This window comes from Nonomuraea sp. 3-1Str, from assembly GCF_031570565.1.
GTDB lineage: Bacteria > Actinomycetota > Actinomycetes > Streptosporangiales > Streptosporangiaceae > Nonomuraea.
Map to the genome: position 1 here is coordinate 247,791 of NZ_JALHBK010000010.1, position 20,575 is coordinate 268,365.

The following is a 20,575-nucleotide window of genomic DNA, read 5'->3' on the forward strand; positions in this document are numbered from 1 at the left end:
ATCCCCGCGGCCCGCACACTGGGGGCATGAGAATCGACTTCCGGGCCGACGAGGTCACGCTGGCCGGCGAGCTGAGGGTGCCGGAGGCCGAGGGGCCGCGTCCGGGGCTGGTGCTCACCGGCCCCTTCACCGGGGTGCGCGACCAGGTGACCGGGCTGTACGCGGAGCGGCTGACCCGCCTCGGGTACGTCACGCTGGCCTTCGACCACCGCAACTGGGGCGAGTCCGGCGGGCGGCCCCGGCGGCACGAGGACCCGCAAGGCAAGCTGCACGACCTGCGGGCGGCGGTGTCGCTGCTGCGGTCGCGGCCGGAGGTGGACGGGGAGCGGATCGGGGCCGTGGGCATCTGCCTTGGCGCCGGATATGCCCTGAAATTTGCGGCTTTCGAGCCTCGGGTGAAGGTCTTCGCCGGGATCGCCGGGGCGTACAACAACCCGTACACGATGCGTTCCGGCATGGACTACCAGGCGGCGCTGGCCACTCTGGGGGAGACCCTGGAGCGGCAGGACCACGGCGGTCCGGTCGAGTACCTCCCCGCTGTGGCGGAGGAGGGGGAGGCCGCCATGCCCGGCGACGAGCCGTACGCCTACTACGGCGGCCCGCGCGGCGCCTCCCCGCACTGGTCCAACGAGGTCACGCGGGCCAGCGTGCGGGAGCTGATCACCGTGGACAACATGATGGGCGCCGACTTCCTGTCGCCCAAGCCCGCGCTGATCGTCCACGGGGTGGTCGACCGGTTCTGCTCGCCCGAGGGCGCCGAGGAGGCGTACCGGAGGCTGGACGAGCCGAAGCGGCTGGTCTGGCTGGACGCCAAGCGGCACATCGACCTCTACGACCAGGAGCCCTACGTCACCCAGGCCGTGGAGGCCACCGCCGCGTTCCTCGACGCTCACCTCTGAGCGCTCCTGCCGTGGAGCGGCGGGAGGTGTGGCGAGGTGGAGGTGTGGCGAGGCGGGCGCGCGGGGAGAAGACCGGCTGAACCCCCGGTGATCTCACAGGGGGTGGGGCGCGTGCGCGTGACATGGTCCGCGGCTGCCATGCTGCTGCTCGGTCCGCCGTGGTTCGCGGGCTGCGAGGACCAGCCGGCGAGGACTCTGCCGCCGGTGGTCGAGGCGGCCGGCGAGCGGGTCCGGGCCGCGCGGTGCCTGCTCAGGCTTCCCGACCCCGTGGCGGGCGCCGCGGCCCGCGCCGAGCTGACGGCCGACCCGCGCCGCCACGTGGCCGGACGCCCGGGGCGGGTGGTGTTCGCCGCGCACGACCTGGTGACGGGCGTCCGGCTGGGCCAGGGCGAGCACGAGCACGACATCATCACGGCCAGCGGCGCCAAGGTGGACATCCTGACCGCGCTGATGCTGCGCCGCCCGAGCCTGGACGCCGCCGAGCAGGACCTCGCCTCCCGCATGATCAGGGAGAGCGACAACCTGGCCGCCGACGCGCTGTGGGCGCGGGTCGGCGCGGGCGAGGGCATGAGCGCCTTCTACCGCCGGGTCGGCCTGCGCGAGACCGTGCCGGGACCGGGCAGGTACTGGGGCGGCACGACCACCAGCCCCGCCGACCGGCTCCGGCTGCTCAGGCTCCTCGTCGACGGAGGCAAGGACCTCGCCCCGCCGGCCCGCCGGACGATCCTCGGACTGATGGGCCGCGTCCAGGCCGACCAGGCGTGGGGCGTCAGCGCCGCCGCCCGTCCGCACGACCGGGTGGCGCTCAAGAACGGCTGGACGGCGCGGCCGTTCGTGCACGACACGTGGGCCGTCACCAGCTACGGCCGCATCACCGGGGACGGCCGCGACCTGCTCCTGTCCGTGCAGACCGACCAGCAGGCCGGCGAGGGGCAGGGCATCCAGGCCATCGAGGGGCTGGCCCGGACGATCGGCCGCCGCCTGCACCTCCTCACCCCCTTCCGCGCCCACACCTGCCCGGCCGGCGCCGCCCCATGAGCTACCCCGGGTTACGCACCCGCCGCCTCGGCGGCCTCCGTCACGTGCCTCGGCGGGGCCGGCGACCGCTCCAGCTCGCCCAGCTCCTCCAGGCTCGCGAGGATGCGGGCGCGGGTGTCCTCGGCGCTGTACCAGCCGTGGGGGCACTCGGCCAGCGCCTGTTCCAGGCGGGCCCGCGCCTCGGCGAGGTCGCCCCGCCGCATCGCCACCTCCCCGAGCCCCACCTGCGCCCGGGCCGTCGTCTCGCTGGAGGCGACCCGCCGCGCCAGCTGGTCCGCGCGCTCGTACCCGGCCCGCGCCCCCTCGGCGTCGCCCAGGCGTACCGCCGCGTCCGCGCGCAGGCACAGGCTCTGCGCCACGTCCGGCACGGCGCCCAGCTCACGCGCCGTCTCCAGCGCCTGCCCGGCCAGCTCGTACACGGTGGCGTAGTCGCCCTGAGCGAACGCCAGGTCCCCGAGCCCGGACAGCACCAGGGTCGTCCCCCAGCGCTCGCCCAGCTCCCGGAAGGCGGCCAGCGCCCGCTCGAACTCCGTCCTCGCCTCGTCCAGGTGGCCCGCGAACTGCTCGACCAGCGCCATCCCGCAGTACGACAGCGCCCGCGACCAGGGCGTCATCGACTGCCCGGCGCCGGCCCAGAGCTCCCGCAACCGTTCCACGTCCTCCGGCGGACCGACGAACATCGGCAGCACCAGGGCGAGGAACTCCACCCGCGCGGGCAGGAGGTCCGGCGGCAGCAGCAGCCGCAGCTCCGCCAGCCGCGCCTGGAGCGACGTGTCCGGCTCGCCGCCCCACGCGGCGACGAGGACGCACATCCCGTACTCCTCCTCCAGCCCCTCGGGCGCCCGCGCGGGCGCCGCGGCCAGCACCGCCTGGGCCAGCTCCGCGCAGGTCAGCCGGTGTCCCCGCATCCACCAGTAGCAGGCCGCGGCCGCCAGCAGCCGCAGGCCCAGCTCGGTGTGGCCGGTCTCGGCGGCCCAGCGCACGGCCGCGTCGAGGTCGCCGCTCTCCGCGTCGAGCCGGGCCAGCCAGGCGAGCTGCTCGGCCCGGCGCACGTGCCGGTCGGCGGTGAGCGCCAGGTCCAGGTAGTACGTGGCGTGGGCGGCGCGCACCGTCTCGGTCTCACCCGCCGCGGCCAGCCGCTCGGCGCAGAAGGCCCGGATCGTCTCCAGCATCCGGTAGCGCCCGTCCACGACCTCGACCAGCGACTTGTCGGCCAGCGCGAACAGCACCTCCTCGGACACCCCGCACACCCGCTCGGCGGCCTCGGGAGTCGCGCCTCCGGCGAACACGGCCAGCCGCCTGGCCAGCCGCTGCTCGCTCTCGCCGAGCAGGTCCCAGCTCCACGCGACCACGCCGCGCAGCGTCTGGTGCCGGGGCAGTGCGGTGCGGCTGCCCTTCGCCAGCAGACGGAACCTGTCGTCCAGCCGCGCCGCGACGTCGTTCAGGCTGATCGTGCGCAGCCGGGCCGCGGCCAGCTCGATCGCCAGCGGCAGCCCGTCGAGCGCCCGGCACACGCCCGCCACCACCGCAGCGTTGCCCACGTCCACGGCGAAACCGGGCCGCACCGCCGCCGCCCGGTCGGCGAACAGCCGGACGGCCGGGTAGCCGAGCAGGTCGTCGGGGTGGCCGAGCAGGCCGGCCGCGCCGGGCGGCGGCAGCCTCAACGGCGTCACGGGCAGCACCCGCTCGCCGGTGATGCCGAGCGCCTCGCGGCTCGTCGCCAGCACCCGCAGCGCCGGGCAGGCGGCCAGCAGCGCGTCGGTCAGCTCGGCGGCGGCCTCGATGAGGTGCTCGCAGTTGTCGAGGACGAGCAGCAGGTCCCGGCCCGCCAGCGCGGCCACCAGCCGGGCGACCGGGTCACCGGCCGGGCGCCCCGGGCCGGACAGCAGCGGCTCGCGGACGCCCAGGGCCGTGAGCACCGCCTTCGGCACGTCCCCGCCGACCGCCAGCGGCGCGAGCTGCACGACGCAGACGTCGCCGTCCGCACGGCCGGCGGCCTCCTGGGCCAGCCGCGTCTTGCCGGCGCCGCCCGCGCCGACCAGGGTGACGAGCCGCGTCTCCCGCAGGTACGCACCGACCTGGCGCAGCTCCTCGGCCCGGCCCACGAAGCTGGTGAGCTGCGCCCGCACCCCGTACCGCCGTCCTTCTCCGGCCTCGCCCCCCTCCCCGGCGCGCACCTGTCCGGCCACGGGGTGACCCGCGGCCGGCGTCAGGGACAGGTCGCCCCGCAGGACGGCCACGTGGGTGGCCGACAGCTCCGGGCCGGGCTCGACGCCCAGCTCGTCATCGAGGACCCGTCTGACCTGCTCGTACGCGTTCAGCGCCTCCGCCTGCCGCCCGTCGCCGTACAGGGCGCGCATGAGCTGGGAGTGCGGCCGCTCGCGCAGCGGATGGGCGGCGGTGAGCCGGCGCAGCTCGGCCACCAGCTCCCGGTGCCGCCCCAGCTCCAGGTCTGCCTGGATACGGTCCTCGGTGGCCGCCAGCCGCAGCTCCTCCAGCCCGGCGGCGGCGGGCCCGGCGTGCGGGACGTCGGCCAGGGGCCTGCCGCGCCACAGCCCCAGGGCCTCGTGCAGCAGCCCGGCCGCGCCGCGGGCGTCCCCGGCGGCGAGCGCCCGCCTGCCCTCGGCGGCGAGCCGCGCGAAGCGGTGGGCGTCCACGTCCTCCGGGTCCGCCACCAGCCGGTAGCCCGCCGGGTGGAACTCCACCCGCTCCCTGCCGAGGGCCCGGCGCAGCCGCGACACCTGGGACTGCAGCGCGTTCGCCACGCCCTCCGGGGGCAGCTCGCCGTACAGGCCGTCGACCAGCAGGTCCGCTCCGACGACCCGGCCCGCGTCGAGCGCCAGCAGTGCGAGCAGCGCCCGCAGACGGGGGCCGCCGAGCGGGACCGGCTCCCGGTCCTCGCCCAGGACCCGCGCCGGGCCAAGGATCTCGAAGCGCATACCCCGATTATCGCGGCCGGACCCGGCGACGGCGGGGCCCCTCAGGACCGGCCGACCGCCGTGGCCGGTCTCCTACGGGCGTCAGGACCGCGGGAGCAGCGCGGTGACGTCCGCGTACGACGGCACGGCCGGGCTCGGCCGCCCCTGGACGGCCAGCACCGCGGCCAGCGCCCCCTGCAGGGAGGCGCGGTAGAGCAGCGACCCCGTGCTGACCCGCGCCACGCCCGCCTCGGCCAGGCGCGCCAGCGACGGCCCGCCGGGCTGGTAAAGGACGTTGAGCGGCAGCGGCGTGGCGGCGACCACCTCGGCGATCGCGCCGGGGTCGCCCAGTCCGGGGACGAAGACGCCGTCCGCGTGCCCGTAGGCGCGCACGCGCTCCCGCGTGTCGCCTGTCTTGAGCCAGCACGTGTCGGTACGGGCGTTGACGAACACCCCGTGACCCAGCGCGGCCTCGATGATCTCCTGCTGGAGGGCGATGGGGCGGAGCGTCCCGTCGGGCCGGCCGTCCTCCAGGTTCACCCCGGCCACGCCGAGCGCCGCCAGCGACGCCACCAGGTCCGACACCTGGGCCGGGTCGTCGCTGAAGCCGCCCTCGATGTCCACGGTCACCATGACATCCAGGCCCGACATCTGCTGGGCCAGCTCGACGGTCTCCGCCCGGGTGGCGCCCGCGGCGTCCGGCCGGCCGTGCACGGCGGCCACGCCGAGGCTGGTGGTGCCGATCGCGGCGAACCCCTGGGCGGCGAGCGCGGCGGCGGAGCCGTAGTCCCAGGCGTTGGGGAGCAGCAGCGGGTCGCCGGGCCGGTGCAGGTCATGGAAGCTCACGAGTTCTCCTTGGGCGCGGAAGCGGGCAACGGGGCCGGGGACGCCGCCGGGGCGGTGGGCGCGGGGCGGAGCGCGTCGAGGACGCCCGCCGCGAGCGCGAGCGCGTGGGCCGAGGCGGGGCAGGGCCGCACGCCGTGGCCGAACGTCAGATGCGGGGTCTCATCCCTGGCGGCGTCGAACCGCTCCGGCTCGGCGAACACGGCGGGGTCTCGGTTGGCGGCGACGAGGTCGATGACGATCTCCTCACCGGTGGCCCGGTCCACCCGGCGGGTCGCCCTGAGCGGCGGGTCGTGACGCAGCGTCTCGCGCAGCAGCCCTTCGACGCCAGCGGGTTCGCGGCGGGTGAGGGTGTTCGCGATGAGTCCCTCGGTGGCGGCGTGGGCCTGGAGCAACAGCGTCAGGTCCGTGATCACGGACGGCCCGTCGCCGAGCAGCCCGGCCAGCTCGGCCACCGCCGCGTCCGCCGCGGGGCTCTCCTCGCCGGACAGGTAGCCGGCGGCGACCGCCTCCACCAGCGGGACCGGTGCGCGGACTCCGAGGGCGGCGGCCAGCACCCGCGTGGGCACGCCCCTCCACTCGCCGCCCCGCTCCAGCGTCGCCTCGCGGGCCCGCCTCCGCAGCGCGGCCGGGTCGAGCTCCGCGAGCCGCTCCTCCAGGGCCCGGCGCCGCTCGGCGTGCGTCTCGCCGCTGCTGAACCGCGACACCCGCGCCCTGAGCCAGCCCAGCGTGTACGGCGGCGCGTCCTGGCGTACGGGCGGCGGGACGTACCGGGTGTCCGCGAGCACTGCCCGGGCCTCGGCGTGACGTGTGATGACCATGCGCTCCACGTTAGGCGTGGAATCCTTCGACCACGGCCGAAGCATGCCGCGCGCCCGGGGACGCCGGAGAAGGTCAGGCCGCCACGCTGCCGCCCCGATCACGCCCGGTCTCGGGGACGCGGGGGACGACGGGCTCAGGAAGGGTGGGCTCAGCCGGTGAGGAGGTCAGGGAGGAGGCGTTGTCCGGGACGGCGGTGCGCTCGCGGCGGGCCGCGGCCACCGCCATGAGGGCGACGAGGGCGATCTCCGACACCACCAGCCCCCGTTCGAGCAGCCCGTAGTAGGCGTCGCCGCCGATCAGCGGAGACAGGAAGGAGGCCGGGTGGGCGGCCAGGAACGCGGCCAGCACCAGCGCGGACGTGACGCTCACGGCCCGGACGGCGTTCCACCGGGACGCGCCGGAGCCGTGCGGGCCTGAGCGCCGGCGCGGCGCCGAGGCGTCGCGGGCCAGGGTCCAGCCGGCGACCGGCAGGGCGGTGAAGACGACGGCGGCCGCCCACCGGTGGATCTCGCCGGCCATCGAGGAGATCTCCGAGGCGGCCGGATCGGTCGGGAAGAGCGCGCCCAGCATCAGGCCGCCCGCCGCGGCCACCAGCAGCACCCGGGCGGCGGCGGAGCGGGACGGCTCGCGCTGCGCCAGCCCGTACGCCAGGAAGACGCAGGCGACGGCCAGGGCCAGCATGCCGCCCAGCACCGGGATCGTCCCCCCGGGCACCAGGGCGTAGTCGCTGACCAGCGGCTGCGCGGGCAGCGCCACCTCCGTGTAGGCCAGCGCCCCGGCGGCGGCGACCGTGGCCGCCACGGCACCGCCGAGCGTCGCCCGGGACGGCTCGCTCATCGCGTCACCTCGTCATAGATCTGCTCGAAGCGGGCCAGCGACACCTGGTGGTCGTGCGTCCGGGCGAGCTCGCGGCTGGTCCGGCCGAGGCGGGCGCGCAGCTCGCCGTCGGTGAGGATGGCGGTCAGGTGGCTCGCCAGCCCGGCGACGTCGCCGGGCTCGAACAGGTAGCCGTTGCCGTTCACCAGGTGCGGCAGCGCCATCGCGTTCGCGGCGACCACGGGCAGCCCGGAGGCCATCGCCTCCAGCGTCGCGATGCTCTGCAGCTCCGCCACGCCCGGCATCGCGAACACGTCCGCCGCCGCGAACGCCTGCGGCATGTTCTCGTCCGGCACGAACCCGAGGAAGCGCACCCGCTCGGCCACGCCGATCCGCCCGGCCAGGCGCTCCAGCACCTCCCTCTGGTTGCCGCGGCCCACCAGCGCCACCTGCGCGTCGGTGGTGTTGAGCACGTGCGGCAGCGCCCGCACCAGCTCGCCGAGGTGCTTCTCCTCGTCCAGGCGGCCGACGAACAGCACGGTGGGCCGGTCCGGCAGGTCGAACAGCCTGCGCGCCCACTGCTTCGGCTCACTGTGAGGGTGGAAGCGGGCCAGGTCGATGCCGCACGACACCGGCTCGACGTCGCCCGTGAAGCCCTGGTCGCGCAGCAGCCCGGCGGCCAGCGGCGTGGGCGTCGTGACGCGGTCGGCCCGGCGGAAGACCCGGTTGAAGTCGCGCCAGGCGAGCCGGCCCGCGCGCTCGCGCAGCCCGGCGGGGACGTGGCCGAACTGGAAGAGGTTGTCGGGCATGAAGTGGTTGGTGGCGACGACGGGAACCCCGCGGCGGCGGGCGGCGGCGATGGCGGCGCGCCCCACCACGAAATGGCCCTGGCTGTGCAGCACGTCGGGGTCGATGGAGTTCATCAACCGGTCCAGGCGCGTGGGGACCGTGACCCGCATCGTGGGGTGGACGACCAGCGGGGCGGAGCGCAGCCGGTGGACGATGACGCCGTCGACCACGTCCGCGCCGGCGGGGCCCGCGTCCGACTGGCAGATCACGTGCACCTCGTTGCCGCGCGCGGCCAGGCCGGTGGCCAGGCGGTGGGTGAAGTACGCCGTGCCGTTCACGTCGGGCGGATAGGTGTCGGTGGAGATGAGGACGCGGCGCGGCCGCTCGGCGACGGGGGCGAGCCCGGCCTCGGCGACGTCGGCGCTGTGGGTGATGGTGGCGGCGTTGGAGAGGGGCATGGCCATGGGGAGAAGCTCCGTTTCAGGGGGACGGTCGTCGAGGGAGGGAAGGAGGAAGGGCAGGGGACGAGGTGCGTCAGGGGCGCGCCTCCAGGGGAGTGGTCCTGGCCAGCGCGACGGTGCCCGCCGCGGTCAGCGCGGCGGCGGCGACCGGGGCGAGCCCCGTCGGCAGCGGCTCGCCCAGCAGCAGCGCGCCGAACGCCACCGCGGTGAGCGGGTCGGCGATCTGCAACGAGGCGAACGAGACGCCGAAGTGGCCGACGGCGTAGGCCCGCTGGAGCATCGCCAGTGCCAGCAGCGCCGGCACCGGGAGCGCGAGCAGGTACCACCAGTTCCACGCGCCGTCCACCAGCACCCGCATGAGCGTGGCGGTGGCGCCGTACAGGACTCCGGAGCTGGTGGCGAGCAGGGCGGCTCGGCCCGCCGGAGAGGCGATCCGGGAGCCCGCCCACAGCAGCGCCGCCGCCAGCCCGGAGACCGCGAGCAGCGTCACCACCCCGGCCGGGCTGAGCGCGGTCGGCCCGGCCGACTCCGGCACCAGCAGCACCAGGCCGACGAGCCCCGCCGCCACCAGGCCGGCGGCGCCCAACTCGGCACGCGAGGGCCGGCGGCCGTGCAGCGTGGCCGCGATGGGCAGCGCGAACAGCAGGCTGGCCACCCCCATGGGCTGGACCACGGTCAGCGGTCCGAGGCCGAGCGCCACGATGTGCAGGCCGCCGCCCACCAGGATGCTCGCGCCGCCCGCCAGCCAGCGCGGCCTGCGCAGCAGCGCGAGCAGCCCTCGCGCGCCGGGCGCGCCGGCCGCCTCGAACTGCTGGAGCGCGGCGCCCAGCGCGAAGAACAGCGAACCGACCAGGGCTGTCACCGCGGCCAGAAGCGTCATGTCCTCACCTCTCGCTTCGGATGGTCACTGGGCAGGGTCAAACGGACGTGTCCACCGGAAGGCGTTCCGGGGAAGGCTGGATGGCGCGTCGCTTCCGCGCCCAGCGCACCAGCTCGACCACCCCGGTGACGGACAGGGCGATCCCGAGGCCGAGCAGCAGCCCCTTGACCGGGTCGTTCTCGAACGCCATCCCGCCGAAGAACCCGATCAGCGCGGAGTACACCGCCCAGGAGGAGGCGGCGATCGCGTCGAAGAACGTGAACGAGCGCAGCGGGTGCCGTACGGCTCCCATGGTCAGCGTGGTCGCGGTGCGTCCCCCCGGGATGTACCGGGCGATCACCAGCACGAGCCCGCCCCGCTCGGCCAGCGCCCGCCGCGCCCACACGAGCGCCCTGCGCTCGCGCAGGCGGCCGGCGGCCCTGCTGCCGATCAGGTACGACACGTGGTCACCGGCGAACGCCCCCAGCGCGGACACCAGGACGACCAGCGCCAGGTTCGTCTCGCCCGTCGCGGCGAACACCCCGGCGGTGATCACCGACGTCTCCGCGGGCACGATCGGGAAGAACCCGTCGAGCAGTGCCAGGGCGAACAGCGCGGCGTACAGCCAGGGTGAGGACATCGCCTGCTGGACCAGGTCGAGGATGGCGTGCGACATGCGTGGGACTCCGATCGTCGTGCCTCACAGCCTGGTGGCGGGAGGAGCCGTGGGACATCGGGGAAACCCCCGGTCCGGCGCGGGCATGTCCCTGGGACGGGGTAGGGCCCGCACCCCAGGCACGATAGGAAGCCCGCAGGTCACGGCACATCCGACGATCGGCACACCGGGCCCCCGACTTTCGTGGGGGTCGGTGGTGCGACCGCCGCTGACACCTACGATCAAAGCGGCCGGGAGGCCGGAAGACAGCAGGGTGGGTATCCGGATCCGAGGTGGTGCCAGCCCCACCCCCGCGGGGGCCCGCGCCCTACCCCGACTTTCGTCAGGGGGCCCGCGCGCCTTTCGGCGGGGCCGCCGTCCCGGGCGCGGCGGGTACGGTCGTCCCCGTGAAGGATCAGCGCCACGAGAGCCGCCGCCGGCTCGTCTCCAGCGTGCTGCTCTGGTCGCTGCTGTCCGTCGCGCTCGCCGCCGCGGGCCCCGACCCGCTGGAGGACGCGGGCGCGTTCGGCCTCCAGACCGTGCCGCGGATGGCACTCGCCGCCCTCGCCGTGGCCGCCGGCAGGCGCCGGCCGGAGATCGCCGTGCTGCTGCTGCTGCCCTTCGGGCCGTGGCACTTCGAGCAGGGGCTCGCCACCTCCGACCTCGTCTGGCCGCTGGCGCTGCCGGGCGTGAAGATCTTTCCCTTCGTGACGGCCTCGCCGTTCGTGATGGGGTACGCGTACCTGTGCGGGCGGCGGCCGGTGCGGCGGGGGCGCGTCCTGGCCGTGTTCGCGGTGGTGGCGCTCGTGGGCGCGGGGCTCGCGGTCTCGCGGGGGAGCGGGGCGGCGACATGGATCACGATGGCCAGCGGGCTCCTCGGCACCTACGCCCTGCCGTACACGCTGGGGCTGGTGCGGTGGCGGCTCCTCCAGCAGCGCGAGCAGGCGGCGCTGTCGGTCGCGGCGCAGGCGCGGCTGCGCGAGCGGGCCAGGATCGCCCGTGACATGCACGACTCGCTGGGCCACGACCTGGCGCTCATCGCGGTGCGGGCCGCGGGGCTGGAGATGTCGCCCGGCCTGGACGGCTCCCAGGTCAGGGCGGCGGGCGAGCTGCGGGTCGCGGCGGCGGACGCCACCGAGCGGCTGCGCCAGATCATCGGGCTGCTCGGCGACGACGCCGGGCCGCCGCCGCTGACGCCCGTGGGGGAGGACGTGGCGGCGCTGGTCGAGCGGGCCCGCGCCTCCGGCATGGTGATCACCCTGCGGCCGGCGGAGGGGGCGGCGCCCGCCCTGGCGCACGCCGTGGTCCAGGAGGGGCTGACGAACGCGGCCAAGCACGCGCCGGGCGCCCCGGTGACGGTCGAGGTCTCGCCCGGCCGTGTCACCGTGCGCAACGGGCCCTCGCGGGCCCGTCCCGTCGCCGTGCCGGGCGGCCTCGGCCTGGCGGGGCTGCGGGAGCGTGTACGGCTGGCGGGCGGCACCCTCACGGCCGGGCCCCGCGAGGACACCGGCTTCGAGCTGACCGTCAAGCTGCCCTGAGCGGCTTCCCCCCGTCTGACCGGCTCCCCCGGGCGGGGGAGGGCGATCCCCTCACACCGGGAGGTCCGGCCCCACGCCGGCCGGGAGCCTGGAGCCATGACACAGCCCACGACCGATCACCACCGCGCGCCGGGAAGGCCCAGGACGCCGGGGATCGGGCGGATCACCGCCGCGATCGTGGCCATGGCGGCCACGCTGCCGTACCTGACCATCAAGACCCTCTGGCTGACCGGCCGTGCGGTGGGCGTCGACGACCCCGCGTTCCTGGACGACCCGGCCATGGTGGGGCTGAACGCCATGACCTTCGCCATGGACGCCGTCGCCCTGGTGCTGGCCCTGTCGTTCACCATGCGCTGGGGCAGGCGTCTGCCCGCGTGGCTGGTGCTCCTGCCGCTCTGGGTGGCGTCCGGCCTGCTCGGCATCGTCGTCGCGACGGTGCCGCTCGCCCTCCTCGTCGAGGGCCCGTCCCTGCTGGAGACCGGCGGCCCGATCCGGCCGTGGGTGTACGCCATGGTGTACGGCGGGTTCATCGGCCAGGGCGTCTGCCTGCTGACGGCGTTCGCCCTGTATGCCCGCGACCGCTGGGCGTACCCGCTGTCGGCCCCGTCCCTCCGGCGTCACGCCGGCCCATCGGCGTCGTTCCAGCGGGTCGTGGCCGTGGGGGCGCTGGGGATGACGGTCCTGCTCGGCGGGGCGCGTCTGTACTGGGCGTTCGGTGGCGACGCCGGGCTGCCGGCCGCCGTGGCGGGTGCTCCCAGCTCCTTCGTCGGCGCCGTCCAGGACGGGCTGAAGGGCCTGCTCGCCATCGGCGCGGGCGTGGCGCTGCTCGTCGTCGTCCGGGCGCGGGGGCGCGGCCCGATCTGGCGGCCCGTGGCGGTGGCCTGGCTCGGCAGCGGCACGATGTTCGGCTGGGGCCTGTACGCGATGATCATCACGGTCACGGGTGCCCCGCTCGGCGGGGAGCCCGGCGGCGCGCTCGGGCTGGTGCAGCTCTTCGAGACGCTGACAGGTCTCGTCATGGGGATGTGCGGGGCGTTCCTGCTGGCCGAGCGGTCAGGCGTGGGACACGTGCAGGCGGCGGAGGACCCGCTTGAACGCGAAGATCGAGAACGCGACGGCCAGCCCGCTGATCGCGGCCACGGCTGAGGTGCGCAGCAGCATGAACGTGCCGAGCGACTCGTGCAGCGCCAGGTAGATGCTCACCGTCGAGTTGGCGAGCAGCACGAACCCCCACAGCAGCGTGATCCGGGCGAAGAACCTGCGCATCCGCTCGTGCTTGAGCACGGCCGACGGCAGGTGGATGTAGTCGAGGGTGAGCTTCTGCACCAGCGGCCGGTTGAGCCGCACCGAGGCCAGGAACGCCATGCTGATGCAGATCGTGCCCAGCTCGGGCTGGATGAAGTACACCACCCAGCTCCCCGTCCAGAGGCCCACCGCGGCCCGCGCGGTGATCGCGATGGCCGCGAGGACCATCGTGGCGGGCACCCGGACACCGCGGACCAGCCGCCAGGCGACCCCCAGGTACACCCAGGCCACCGCCGCCACCAGCGCGCCCGTCAGCCCGAGCAGAGCGAGAGCCGCGTAGAACACGGCGAGCGGCGCCACCACGCCCTCCAGCAGCCGGGGCACCGCCTGGCGGGCCAGAGAGGTGAGGCGTGGCAGGGTGACCGCAGGATGGTTCACGGGTTGCTCCGCAGGTAGGCCGTTGACCGGCGACTACCCGCGCCTCGCGCGACCAGGCGTGCCGGATGGACCGTTCGGGGTGAGTTGCTGCTTACCCCGGCGCCGCGCGACCCGGCGCCGGTGGCTTACCGTACCTGACGCACCGGAATGGGACCGCCTCTTTTGACGCGTTCGGCCTCGAACTCCCGCCTCTTGCCGCGGGGCGCCTCGGGGTGCTAACTCCCTAGGGATGGTCCACCCCCCGTCAGGAAGCCTGACCCTCTGGTACGACGAGCCCGCGACCGACTGGGAGACCCAGGCCCTGCCCATCGGCAACGGCCCGCTCGGCGCCATGGTGTTCGGCGGCGTGGCCACGGAGCGGATCCAGTTCAACGAGAAGACGTTGTGGACCGGCGGCCCCGGCCACGGCGGCTACGACTCCGGCAACTGGACGAGCCCGCGCCCGGACGCCGTCGCGGAGGTCCGGCGGCGGATCGACCGCGACGGCAGGGTGACGCCCGATGAGGTGGCGGCCGCGCTCGGCCGGCCGAAGACGGGGTTCGGCGCCTACCAGACGTTCGGCGACCTGTACCTGGACATGGCCGGCGCTCCCGGGAGCCCCACCGGCTACCGCCGCGAGCTCAGCCTGGGCGAGGCCGTGGCCCGGGTCGGCTACACCGCCGACGGCGTCGCCCATACGCGCGAGTACTTCGCCGGCAACCCGGGCAACGTGATCGTCGGCCGCCTCTCGGCCGACCGGGGCGGCGGCATCTCGTTCACGCTCCGCCACACCTCGCCCCACCAGGACAAGACGGTCACCGCCTCGTGCGGCCGGCTCACCATCCGCGGCAGGCTGCCGGACAACGGGATGAGGTTCGAGGCCCAGGTGCAGGTGATCGCCGAGGGCGGCACCCGTACGGACGCGGGCGACAGGATCACCGTCACCGGCGCCGACAGCGCGGTGTTCGTGCTGTCGGCCGGCACCGACTACGCCGACGTCCACCCGGCGTACCGCGGTGAGGACCCGCACGCCAAGGTCACCGCGGCGGTCGACGCGGCCGCCGCCAGGAGCTACGACGAGCTCAGGGCCGCGCACGTCGCGGACTACCGTGAGCTGTTCGACCGGGTGCGGCTGGACCTCGGCCAGGCCGCCCCGGCGATCCCCACCGACCGGCTCCGCGCGAACTACACCGGCGGTTCCTCCGCCGACGACCGGGCCCTGGAGGCGCTGTTCTTCGCCTACGGCCGCTACCTGCTGATCTCCTCCTCCCGCGAGAACGACCTCCTGCCCGCCAACCTGCAAGGTGTGTGGAACGACTCGACGAGCCCGCCCTGGTCGGCCGACTACCACGTCAACATCAACCTGCAGATGAACTACTGGCCGGCCGAGCAGACCAACCTGCACGAGACCACGAGACCCTACGACCGCTACATCACGGCCCTGGTCGCGCCGGGGCGCAGGACGGCGCGGGAGATGTTCGGCGCGCGCGGCTGGGTGGTGCACAACGAGACCAACCCGTTCGGCTTCACCGGCGTGCACGACTGGGCCACCGCGTTCTGGTTCCCGGAGGCCGCCGCCTGGACCACCCAGCACCTCTACGACACCTACCGCTTCACCGGCGACGTGGACTACCTGCGCGAGACCGCCTATCCGGTCATCAAGGGGGCGGCCGAGTTCTGGCTGGATGTCCTGCACACCGACCCGCGTGACGGCAGGCTCGTCGTCTCGCCCAGCTACTCGCCCGAGCACGGCGACTTCTCGGCCGGGGCGTCGATGTCCCAGCAGATCGTGCGGGAGCTCCTCACCAACGCGCTGGCCTCGGCGAAGACCCTCGGCGTGGACGAGGGCTTCCAGGCGGAGACGGCCGCCGCGCTGGCGAAGCTCGACCCGGGAATCCGGATCGGCTCCTGGGGGCAGCTCCAGGAGTGGAAGGAGGACTGGGACGCGACGACCGACACCCACCGGCACGTCTCCCACCTGTACGCCCTCCACCCGGGACACCAGATCGTCGCGGGCACCCCGGAGGCCCGCGCGGCCGAGGTCTCCCTGACCGGGCGCGGCGACGGCGGCACCGGCTGGAGCAAGGCCTGGAAGATCAACTTCTGGGCCCGGCTGCTGGACGGCGACCACGCCCACCGGATGCTCGCCGAGCAGCTGAAGACCTCCACCCTGGACAACCTGTGGGACACCCACCCGCCGTTCCAGCTCGACGGCAACTTCGGCGCCACCTCCGGGATCGCCGAGATGCTGGTGCAGAGCCAGAACGACGTGGTCCACGTGCTGCCCGCGCTGCCCGCCGCGTGGAAGGACGGCTCGGTGACGGGACTGCGCGCCCGCGGCGACGTCACCGTGGGCGCCACCTGGACGAACGGCGCCCCCGACACGATCACCGTGCGGACCGGCAGGACCGGGCCGATCAAGGTCAGGTCGTCCGTCGTCGCCGGGCGCCACCGCGTCCACGACGAGCGGGGCCACGAACCCGGCGCGCGCCGCGACGGCGACGTCCTGAGCTGGGACGCCCGGGCGGGCCGGACGTACACGATCCGGAACGCGGCACCGTAACCGTCAAGGCGCCCCTCGACCGGCTGAGCACGCGATACCGTGATATGTCACCATCTCGCGGGAGTCATCGGCATGTTCTTCGGCATCACCGACGTCTGGACCTACGTCATCGGCGCGTTCTTCATCGTTCTCCTGCCCGGCCCCAACTCCCTGTACGTGCTCAGCCTCGCGGCGCAGCAGGGCGTCAGGCAGGGGTACCGCGCGGCGGCGGGCGTGTTCGTGGGCGACACGGTGCTCATGACCCTCGCGGCGGCCGGGGCGGCCTCGCTGCTGCGCTCGAACCCGGTGCTGTTCGCGGTGGTGAAGTACGCGGGGGCGGGCTACCTGGCGTGGATCGGCTTCCAGATGCTCCGCGGCGCCTGGCGGGCCTGGCGCGCCTCCTCCTCACCCACCACCCCGGAAACCGCCGCCGCCAGTGCCGGCACCGGCACCGCCGCCCTCGCCGAGCGGGCGGACCGGCGTCCGCGCCCCTTCCGCAAGTCCCTGACGATCAGCCTGCTGAACCCGAAGGCCATCCTCTTCTTCGTCTCGTTCTTCATCCAGTTCGTGGACCGGGACTACGGGACGCCCGCGCTGTCGTTCCTCATCCTGGGTGCGATCGTCCAGGTCTTCAGCCTGCTGTACCTGACGTTCCTGATCTTCGGCGGCAGCTTCCTGGCGGCCCAGTTCCGCTCCCGCCGCCGCCTCAGCGCCGGCCTCACCTCCGGCGTCGGCGCCCTCTTCCTCGGCTTCGGCGCCAAACTGGCGACCACGTCTCTGGGCTGACCCCTCAGTCGAAGAGCTCGTCGGCGGTGGTGACGCTCACGGCGCGTGCGGCCCACGCTTCGAGGACGTCGGTGTCGGTGCAGCTCATGATCTTCTCGCGTACGGCCGGCGTGACCTCCACGGCCCGCGCTTCGAGGACGCGTATGAGCATCACAGCCTCACCCTCGACCTTGCCGACGGCGACACCTTCGGCGCGGATCTGCTGGGCGTACTCGGACTGGTAGCGGTACGTCTTCGTGGACATCAAGTCTCTCCACAGGTATCGGGCGTCGGTGTCACCGAGGCCTACCTCGGTGAACTCGGCGAAGTATCCGGCGGTTCGGGTGTCTACGGTGTCCAGGGCTGCGGGAAAGCTACCGCGTCCGTACTCGGAGTGACGTACAAACGTTCGAGCTCGCGTGACGCGACTTGACGACTCCAGTCAGATTGGGTCTTGTGCGCGAAATGGGGCCGATCTATGCTCCCCATACTCGTTAGTAAAGTTTCCTAATAAACGAGTAGGAGCACCCCCCATGCACCGATTCGCACGTTCAGCCGTACTGATCCCGCTGATAGCGGCAGGTCTCCAGGCCGCCCCCGCCCAGGCCCAGGCGAGGGCCGCCACCGAGTACCAGGCCGAGAGCGCGACGATCTCCCAAGGGGTCGTCGAGTCCAACCACGCCGGCTACACCGGCACGGGCTTCGTCAACTACGACAACGTCACCGGCTCATCCGTGGAGTTCACCGTCAACGCCGCCACCGCCGGCGCCGCCTCCCTCGTCCTCCGGTTCGCCAACGGCACCACCGCGAACCGCCCCATGTCCATCACCGTCAACGGCGCCTCCGTCTCCAGGGACTTCCCGGGCACCGGCGCCTGGACCACCTGGCAGGACGTCACCGTCGCCGCGACGCTCAAGGCCGGCGCCAACACCGTCCGCGCCTCGGCCACCACCGCCAACGGCGGACCGAACCTCGACCGCCTCACCGTCACCGACGGCGCCCCGCCGCCCGCCACCGGCACCCCGGTCGAGGCCAACGGCCGGCTCAGCGTGTGCGGCGTGCGCCTGTGCAACAAGAACGGCAAGCAGATCCAGCTGCGCGGCATGAGCACGCACGGCCTCCAGTGGTACTACCAGTGCCTCAACACGGCCTCGCTCGACGCCCTGGCCACCGACTGGAAGGCCGACGTCCTGCGCATCTCCATGTACATCCAGGAGGACGGGTACGAGACCGATCCCCGGCTGTTCACCGACCGGGTCCACAACCTGATCGAGCAGGCCACCTCCCGCGGCCTGTACGCGATCGTCGACTGGCACATGCTCGACCCCGGCGACCCCACCTACAACCTGTCACGCGCCAAGACGTTCTTCACCGAGATCGCCCAGCGGCACAACGCCAAGGACAACGTCCTGTACGAGATCGCCAACGAGCCGAGCGGCGTCTCCTGGTCCACGATCCGCAACTACGCCCACCAGATCATCCCGGTCATCCGCCAGTACGACCCCGACGCGCCCATTCTGGTCGGCACCCGCGCCTGGTCCTCGCTGGGCGTCTCCGACGGGGCGACGGAGAGCGAGGTCGTCAACAACCCTGTCAACGCCACCAACATCATGTACACGTTCCACTTCTACGCGGCCTCCCACGGCTCCGAGTACCTGAACGCGCTGAGCCGGGCCGCCGACCGCATCCCGATGTTCGTCACCGAGTACGGCACGCAGACGGCCTCCGGCGACGGCTCGAACAACTTCACCCGGGCGCAGCAGTACCTCGACCTGATGGCCCAGAAGAAGATCAGCTGGGTCAACTGGAACTACTCCGACGACGAGCGCTCCGGCGCGGTCTTCACCGAGGGCACCTGCCCGGGCGGCCCCTTCACCGGCACCTTCCGGCTCAAGCCGGCGGGCGTGTGGGTGCGTGACCGGATCCGGACGGCCGACGACTTCTGACCGGTCAACTTCTTGGAATGACGCCAGCTCAGCCGCCGCGCGTCTGCCATGCTCGCACCGCTTCGGCAGGCGCGCGGCCCTGGGCGGAGAATTGGGCCTTCTCCTGGCAAGGGACTGTCCTCACTCTCAGTTCAGGCGCGTGTCAACATCCAGCCCACGCGTCCGAGGAGGACGAGGTGCAACGCCGTTTTGTCATCCTGTTAGCCGTCCTGGGACTGCTCTGCCTGACCGGCGCCACCGGGGCGGGGGCCTCCGCCGAGCCGCCGCCGAACCGGCAGTACCGCGTACAGGGCCCGTCCGACGCGCGGCAGCGCAGCGCCGTCGCCGCCACCGGCGCCGCGATCGAGGAGGTGACGAAGAACTCGGTCCTGGTCACGGCCACGGAGGCCGAGGTGACCGCGATCACGCGCCTCGGCTACCGGGTGACGGAGGTGCCGCGCCCCGCACCCCGGTCCGACGCCGGGACCGCCGACTTCCCGCCGTCGGACTCCGGCTACCACACCTACGCCGAGATGACCGCCGACGTGAACGCGCTGGTCGCCGCCCATCCCGGGATCGCCAGCACGTTCACGTACGGGACGTCGTACGAGGGCAGGAAGCTCGTCGGTGTCAAGATCAGCGACAACGTGGGCACGGACGAGGCGGAGCCCGAGGTGCTCTTCACCGCCCACCAGCACGCCCGCGAGCACCTCACGGTCGAGATGGCGCTGTACATCATGCACCTGCTGGCCGACAACTACGGCAGTGACAGCCGGATCACCGACCTGGTGAACACCCGGGAGATCTGGATCATGCCGGACCTCAACCCCGACGGCGGCGAGTACGACATCGCGACCGGCTCCTACCGGTCCTGGCGGAAGAACCGGCAGCCGAACGGCGGCTCCTCGGCCGTGGGCACCGACCTCAACCGCAACTGGGCCTACAACTGGGGCTGCTGCGGCGGTTCGTCCGGCTCCACGTCCAGCGAGACGTACCGCGGCTCGTCCGGCGAGTCGGCGACCGAGGTGAGGGCGGTCGCCGACTGGGTGCGCGGCCGGGTCGTGGGCGGTGTCCAGCAGATCAAGGCGCACCTCGACTGGCACACCTACAGCGAGCTGGTGCTGTGGCCGTACGGCTACACCTACGCCGACACGGCGCCCGGCCTGACCCAGGACGACCGGGACGCCCACGCGGCGCTGGGGAGGAGCATGACCTCCTCCAACGGCTACACGCCCGAGCAGGCCAGCGACCTCTACATCACCGACGGCACCATCGACGACTGGATGTGGGGCGTCTACAAGATCTTCAGCTTCACCTTCGAGATGTACCCGACCGGCACCAGCCCGGGCTTCTACCCGCCCGACGAGCAGATCGGCCCGCAGACCACCCGCAACCGCGAGGCCGTGCTCCGCTTCCTGGAGTACTCCGACTGCGTCTACCGGATCATCGGCAAGGACTCCCAGTACTGCGGCACCGGCACCCCGGGGGAGACCGTGTACTCCGACACGTTCGAGTCGGCCACGGCCTGGACCGCCGACCCGTCCGGCACTGACACGGCCACGGCCGGGCAGTGGGAGCGCGGCGACCCCGCGGACACCACCTCGTCCGGGGCCAAGCAGCTCGGCACCACCGTCAGCGGCGCCAACGACCTGGTGACGGGCCGGCTCGCCGGCACCGCCGCCGGTGACCACGACGTCGACGGCGGCGTCACCTCGATCCAGTCGCCGCCGATCGCGCTGCCCTCGGGCGGCACGCTGAGCCTGTCGCTGTCGTGGTACCTCGCGCACGGCTCCAACAGCTCCAGCGCGGACTACCTGCGCGTGCGGGTGGTGGGCGACACCACCGCGACCGTCCTGCAGCAGGCGGGAGCGGCGGCCAACCGCAACGGCTCGTGGAGCGCGGCGACGGCGGACGTGACGGCGTTCGCGGGCCAGACGGTCCGCGTCGTGATCGACGCGGCGGACGTCTCAGGCGCCTCGCTGGTCGAGGCGGGCGTGGACGACGTCCGCATCACCCGCCGCCCCTGATCCCCTGGGGCGCGGG

General features: G+C 73.8%; 17 protein-coding genes. 8 read left to right on the top strand and 9 right to left on the bottom strand.

Annotated features, from left to right (window positions below; all coding sequences use genetic code 11):
* The first annotated feature begins 26 nt into the window (after positions 1-26).
* The gene (locus MTP10_RS18760) at positions 27-899 is read left to right on the top strand and encodes an alpha/beta hydrolase (protein WP_310710760.1); all 873 of its coding nucleotides are present in this window, start codon (positions 27-29) and stop codon (positions 897-899) included.
* 111 nt (positions 900-1,010) lie between these two features.
* Positions 1,011-1,937, top strand: coding sequence for a serine hydrolase (locus MTP10_RS18765; protein WP_310710761.1), 927 nt, complete (start codon positions 1,011-1,013; stop codon positions 1,935-1,937).
* A gap of 11 nt (positions 1,938-1,948) precedes the next feature.
* On the opposite strand, the gene MTP10_RS18770 is transcribed toward MTP10_RS18765, so the two are convergent.
* The 7 genes from MTP10_RS18770 to MTP10_RS18800 all read right to left on the bottom strand — a co-directional run bounded on the left by MTP10_RS18770 (position 1,949) and on the right by MTP10_RS18800 (position 10,121).
* Positions 1,949-4,876 carry a BTAD domain-containing putative transcriptional regulator gene (locus MTP10_RS18770; protein ID WP_310710762.1) on the bottom strand — a complete coding sequence of 976 codons (2,928 nt, stop codon included), beginning with the start codon at positions 4,874-4,876 and terminating at the stop codon, positions 1,949-1,951.
* A gap of 81 nt (positions 4,877-4,957) precedes the next feature.
* Positions 4,958-5,701 (bottom strand): isocitrate lyase/phosphoenolpyruvate mutase family protein, encoded by a 744-nt coding sequence (locus MTP10_RS18775; RefSeq protein ID WP_310710763.1) that lies wholly within the window; start codon positions 5,699-5,701, stop codon positions 4,958-4,960.
* A complete protein-coding gene (locus MTP10_RS18780; RefSeq protein WP_310710764.1) occupies positions 5,698-6,519 on the bottom strand; it encodes a cytochrome P450 in 822 nt (273 codons plus the stop codon). Before MTP10_RS18780 ends, MTP10_RS18775 begins: the two co-directional genes overlap by 4 nt.
* Positions 6,520-6,592: 73 nt before the next feature.
* Entirely contained in the window at positions 6,593-7,357 is a 765-nt protein-coding gene (locus MTP10_RS18785; protein ID WP_310710765.1) for a DUF998 domain-containing protein, read from the bottom strand.
* The gene (locus tag MTP10_RS18790; RefSeq protein ID WP_397334476.1) at positions 7,354-8,589 is read right to left on the bottom strand and encodes a glycosyltransferase; all 1,236 of its coding nucleotides are present in this window, start codon (positions 8,587-8,589) and stop codon (positions 7,354-7,356) included. Before MTP10_RS18790 ends, MTP10_RS18785 begins: the two co-directional genes overlap by 4 nt.
* Positions 8,590-8,659: 70 nt before the next feature.
* Positions 8,660-9,466: a DMT family transporter gene (locus MTP10_RS18795; RefSeq protein WP_310710766.1), complete on the bottom strand. Its 807-nt coding sequence runs from the start codon at positions 9,464-9,466 to the stop codon at positions 8,660-8,662.
* A 37-nt stretch (positions 9,467-9,503) separates the two neighbouring features.
* Positions 9,504-10,121: a DedA family protein gene (locus MTP10_RS18800; RefSeq protein WP_310710767.1), complete on the bottom strand. Its 618-nt coding sequence runs from the start codon at positions 10,119-10,121 to the stop codon at positions 9,504-9,506.
* A 386-nt stretch (positions 10,122-10,507) separates the two neighbouring features.
* On the opposite strand from MTP10_RS18800, the gene MTP10_RS18805 reads away from it, so the two are divergent.
* Positions 10,508-11,638, top strand: coding sequence for a histidine kinase (locus MTP10_RS18805; protein ID WP_310710768.1), 1,131 nt, complete (start codon positions 10,508-10,510; stop codon positions 11,636-11,638).
* Positions 11,639-11,734: 96 nt separating this feature from the next.
* On the top strand, positions 11,735-12,784 hold the full coding sequence (locus tag MTP10_RS18810) for a DUF3995 domain-containing protein (RefSeq protein WP_310710769.1): 1,050 nt from the start codon (positions 11,735-11,737) through the stop codon (positions 12,782-12,784).
* Here the strand turns inward: MTP10_RS18810 and MTP10_RS18815 are convergent.
* Positions 12,692-13,321 carry a VC0807 family protein gene (locus MTP10_RS18815; protein ID WP_310710770.1) on the bottom strand — a complete coding sequence of 210 codons (630 nt, stop codon included), beginning with the start codon at positions 13,319-13,321 and terminating at the stop codon, positions 12,692-12,694. The genes MTP10_RS18810 and MTP10_RS18815 overlap by 93 nt on opposite strands.
* Positions 13,322-13,550: 229 nt before the next feature.
* On the opposite strand from MTP10_RS18815, the gene MTP10_RS18820 reads away from it, so the two are divergent.
* Together MTP10_RS18820 and leuE are read left to right on the top strand one after the other, a co-directional pair.
* On the top strand, positions 13,551-15,863 hold the full coding sequence (locus MTP10_RS18820) for a glycosyl hydrolase family 95 catalytic domain-containing protein (RefSeq protein WP_310710771.1): 2,313 nt from the start codon (positions 13,551-13,553) through the stop codon (positions 15,861-15,863).
* Between the two features lie 72 nt (positions 15,864-15,935).
* Complete coding sequence (leuE, locus tag MTP10_RS18825) at positions 15,936-16,628, top strand: leucine efflux protein LeuE (protein ID WP_310710772.1); 693 nt, start codon at positions 15,936-15,938, stop codon at positions 16,626-16,628.
* 4 nt (positions 16,629-16,632) lie between these two features.
* Here the strand turns inward: leuE and MTP10_RS18830 are convergent, their stop codons facing one another.
* On the bottom strand, positions 16,633-16,872 hold the full coding sequence (locus tag MTP10_RS18830; protein WP_310710773.1) for a hypothetical protein: 240 nt from the start codon (positions 16,870-16,872) through the stop codon (positions 16,633-16,635).
* 268 nt (positions 16,873-17,140) lie between these two features.
* Here MTP10_RS18830 and MTP10_RS18835 point away from each other — a divergent pair, with 268 nt between their 5' ends.
* Together MTP10_RS18835 and MTP10_RS18840 are read left to right on the top strand one after the other, a co-directional pair.
* Positions 17,141-18,553 carry a cellulase family glycosylhydrolase gene (locus tag MTP10_RS18835; protein WP_310710774.1) on the top strand — a complete coding sequence of 471 codons (1,413 nt, stop codon included), beginning with the start codon at positions 17,141-17,143 and terminating at the stop codon, positions 18,551-18,553.
* 176 nt (positions 18,554-18,729) lie between these two features.
* Positions 18,730-20,559 carry a M14 family metallopeptidase gene (locus MTP10_RS18840; RefSeq protein ID WP_310710775.1) on the top strand — a complete coding sequence of 610 codons (1,830 nt, stop codon included), beginning with the start codon at positions 18,730-18,732 and terminating at the stop codon, positions 20,557-20,559.
* Positions 20,560-20,575 lie beyond the last annotated feature (16 nt).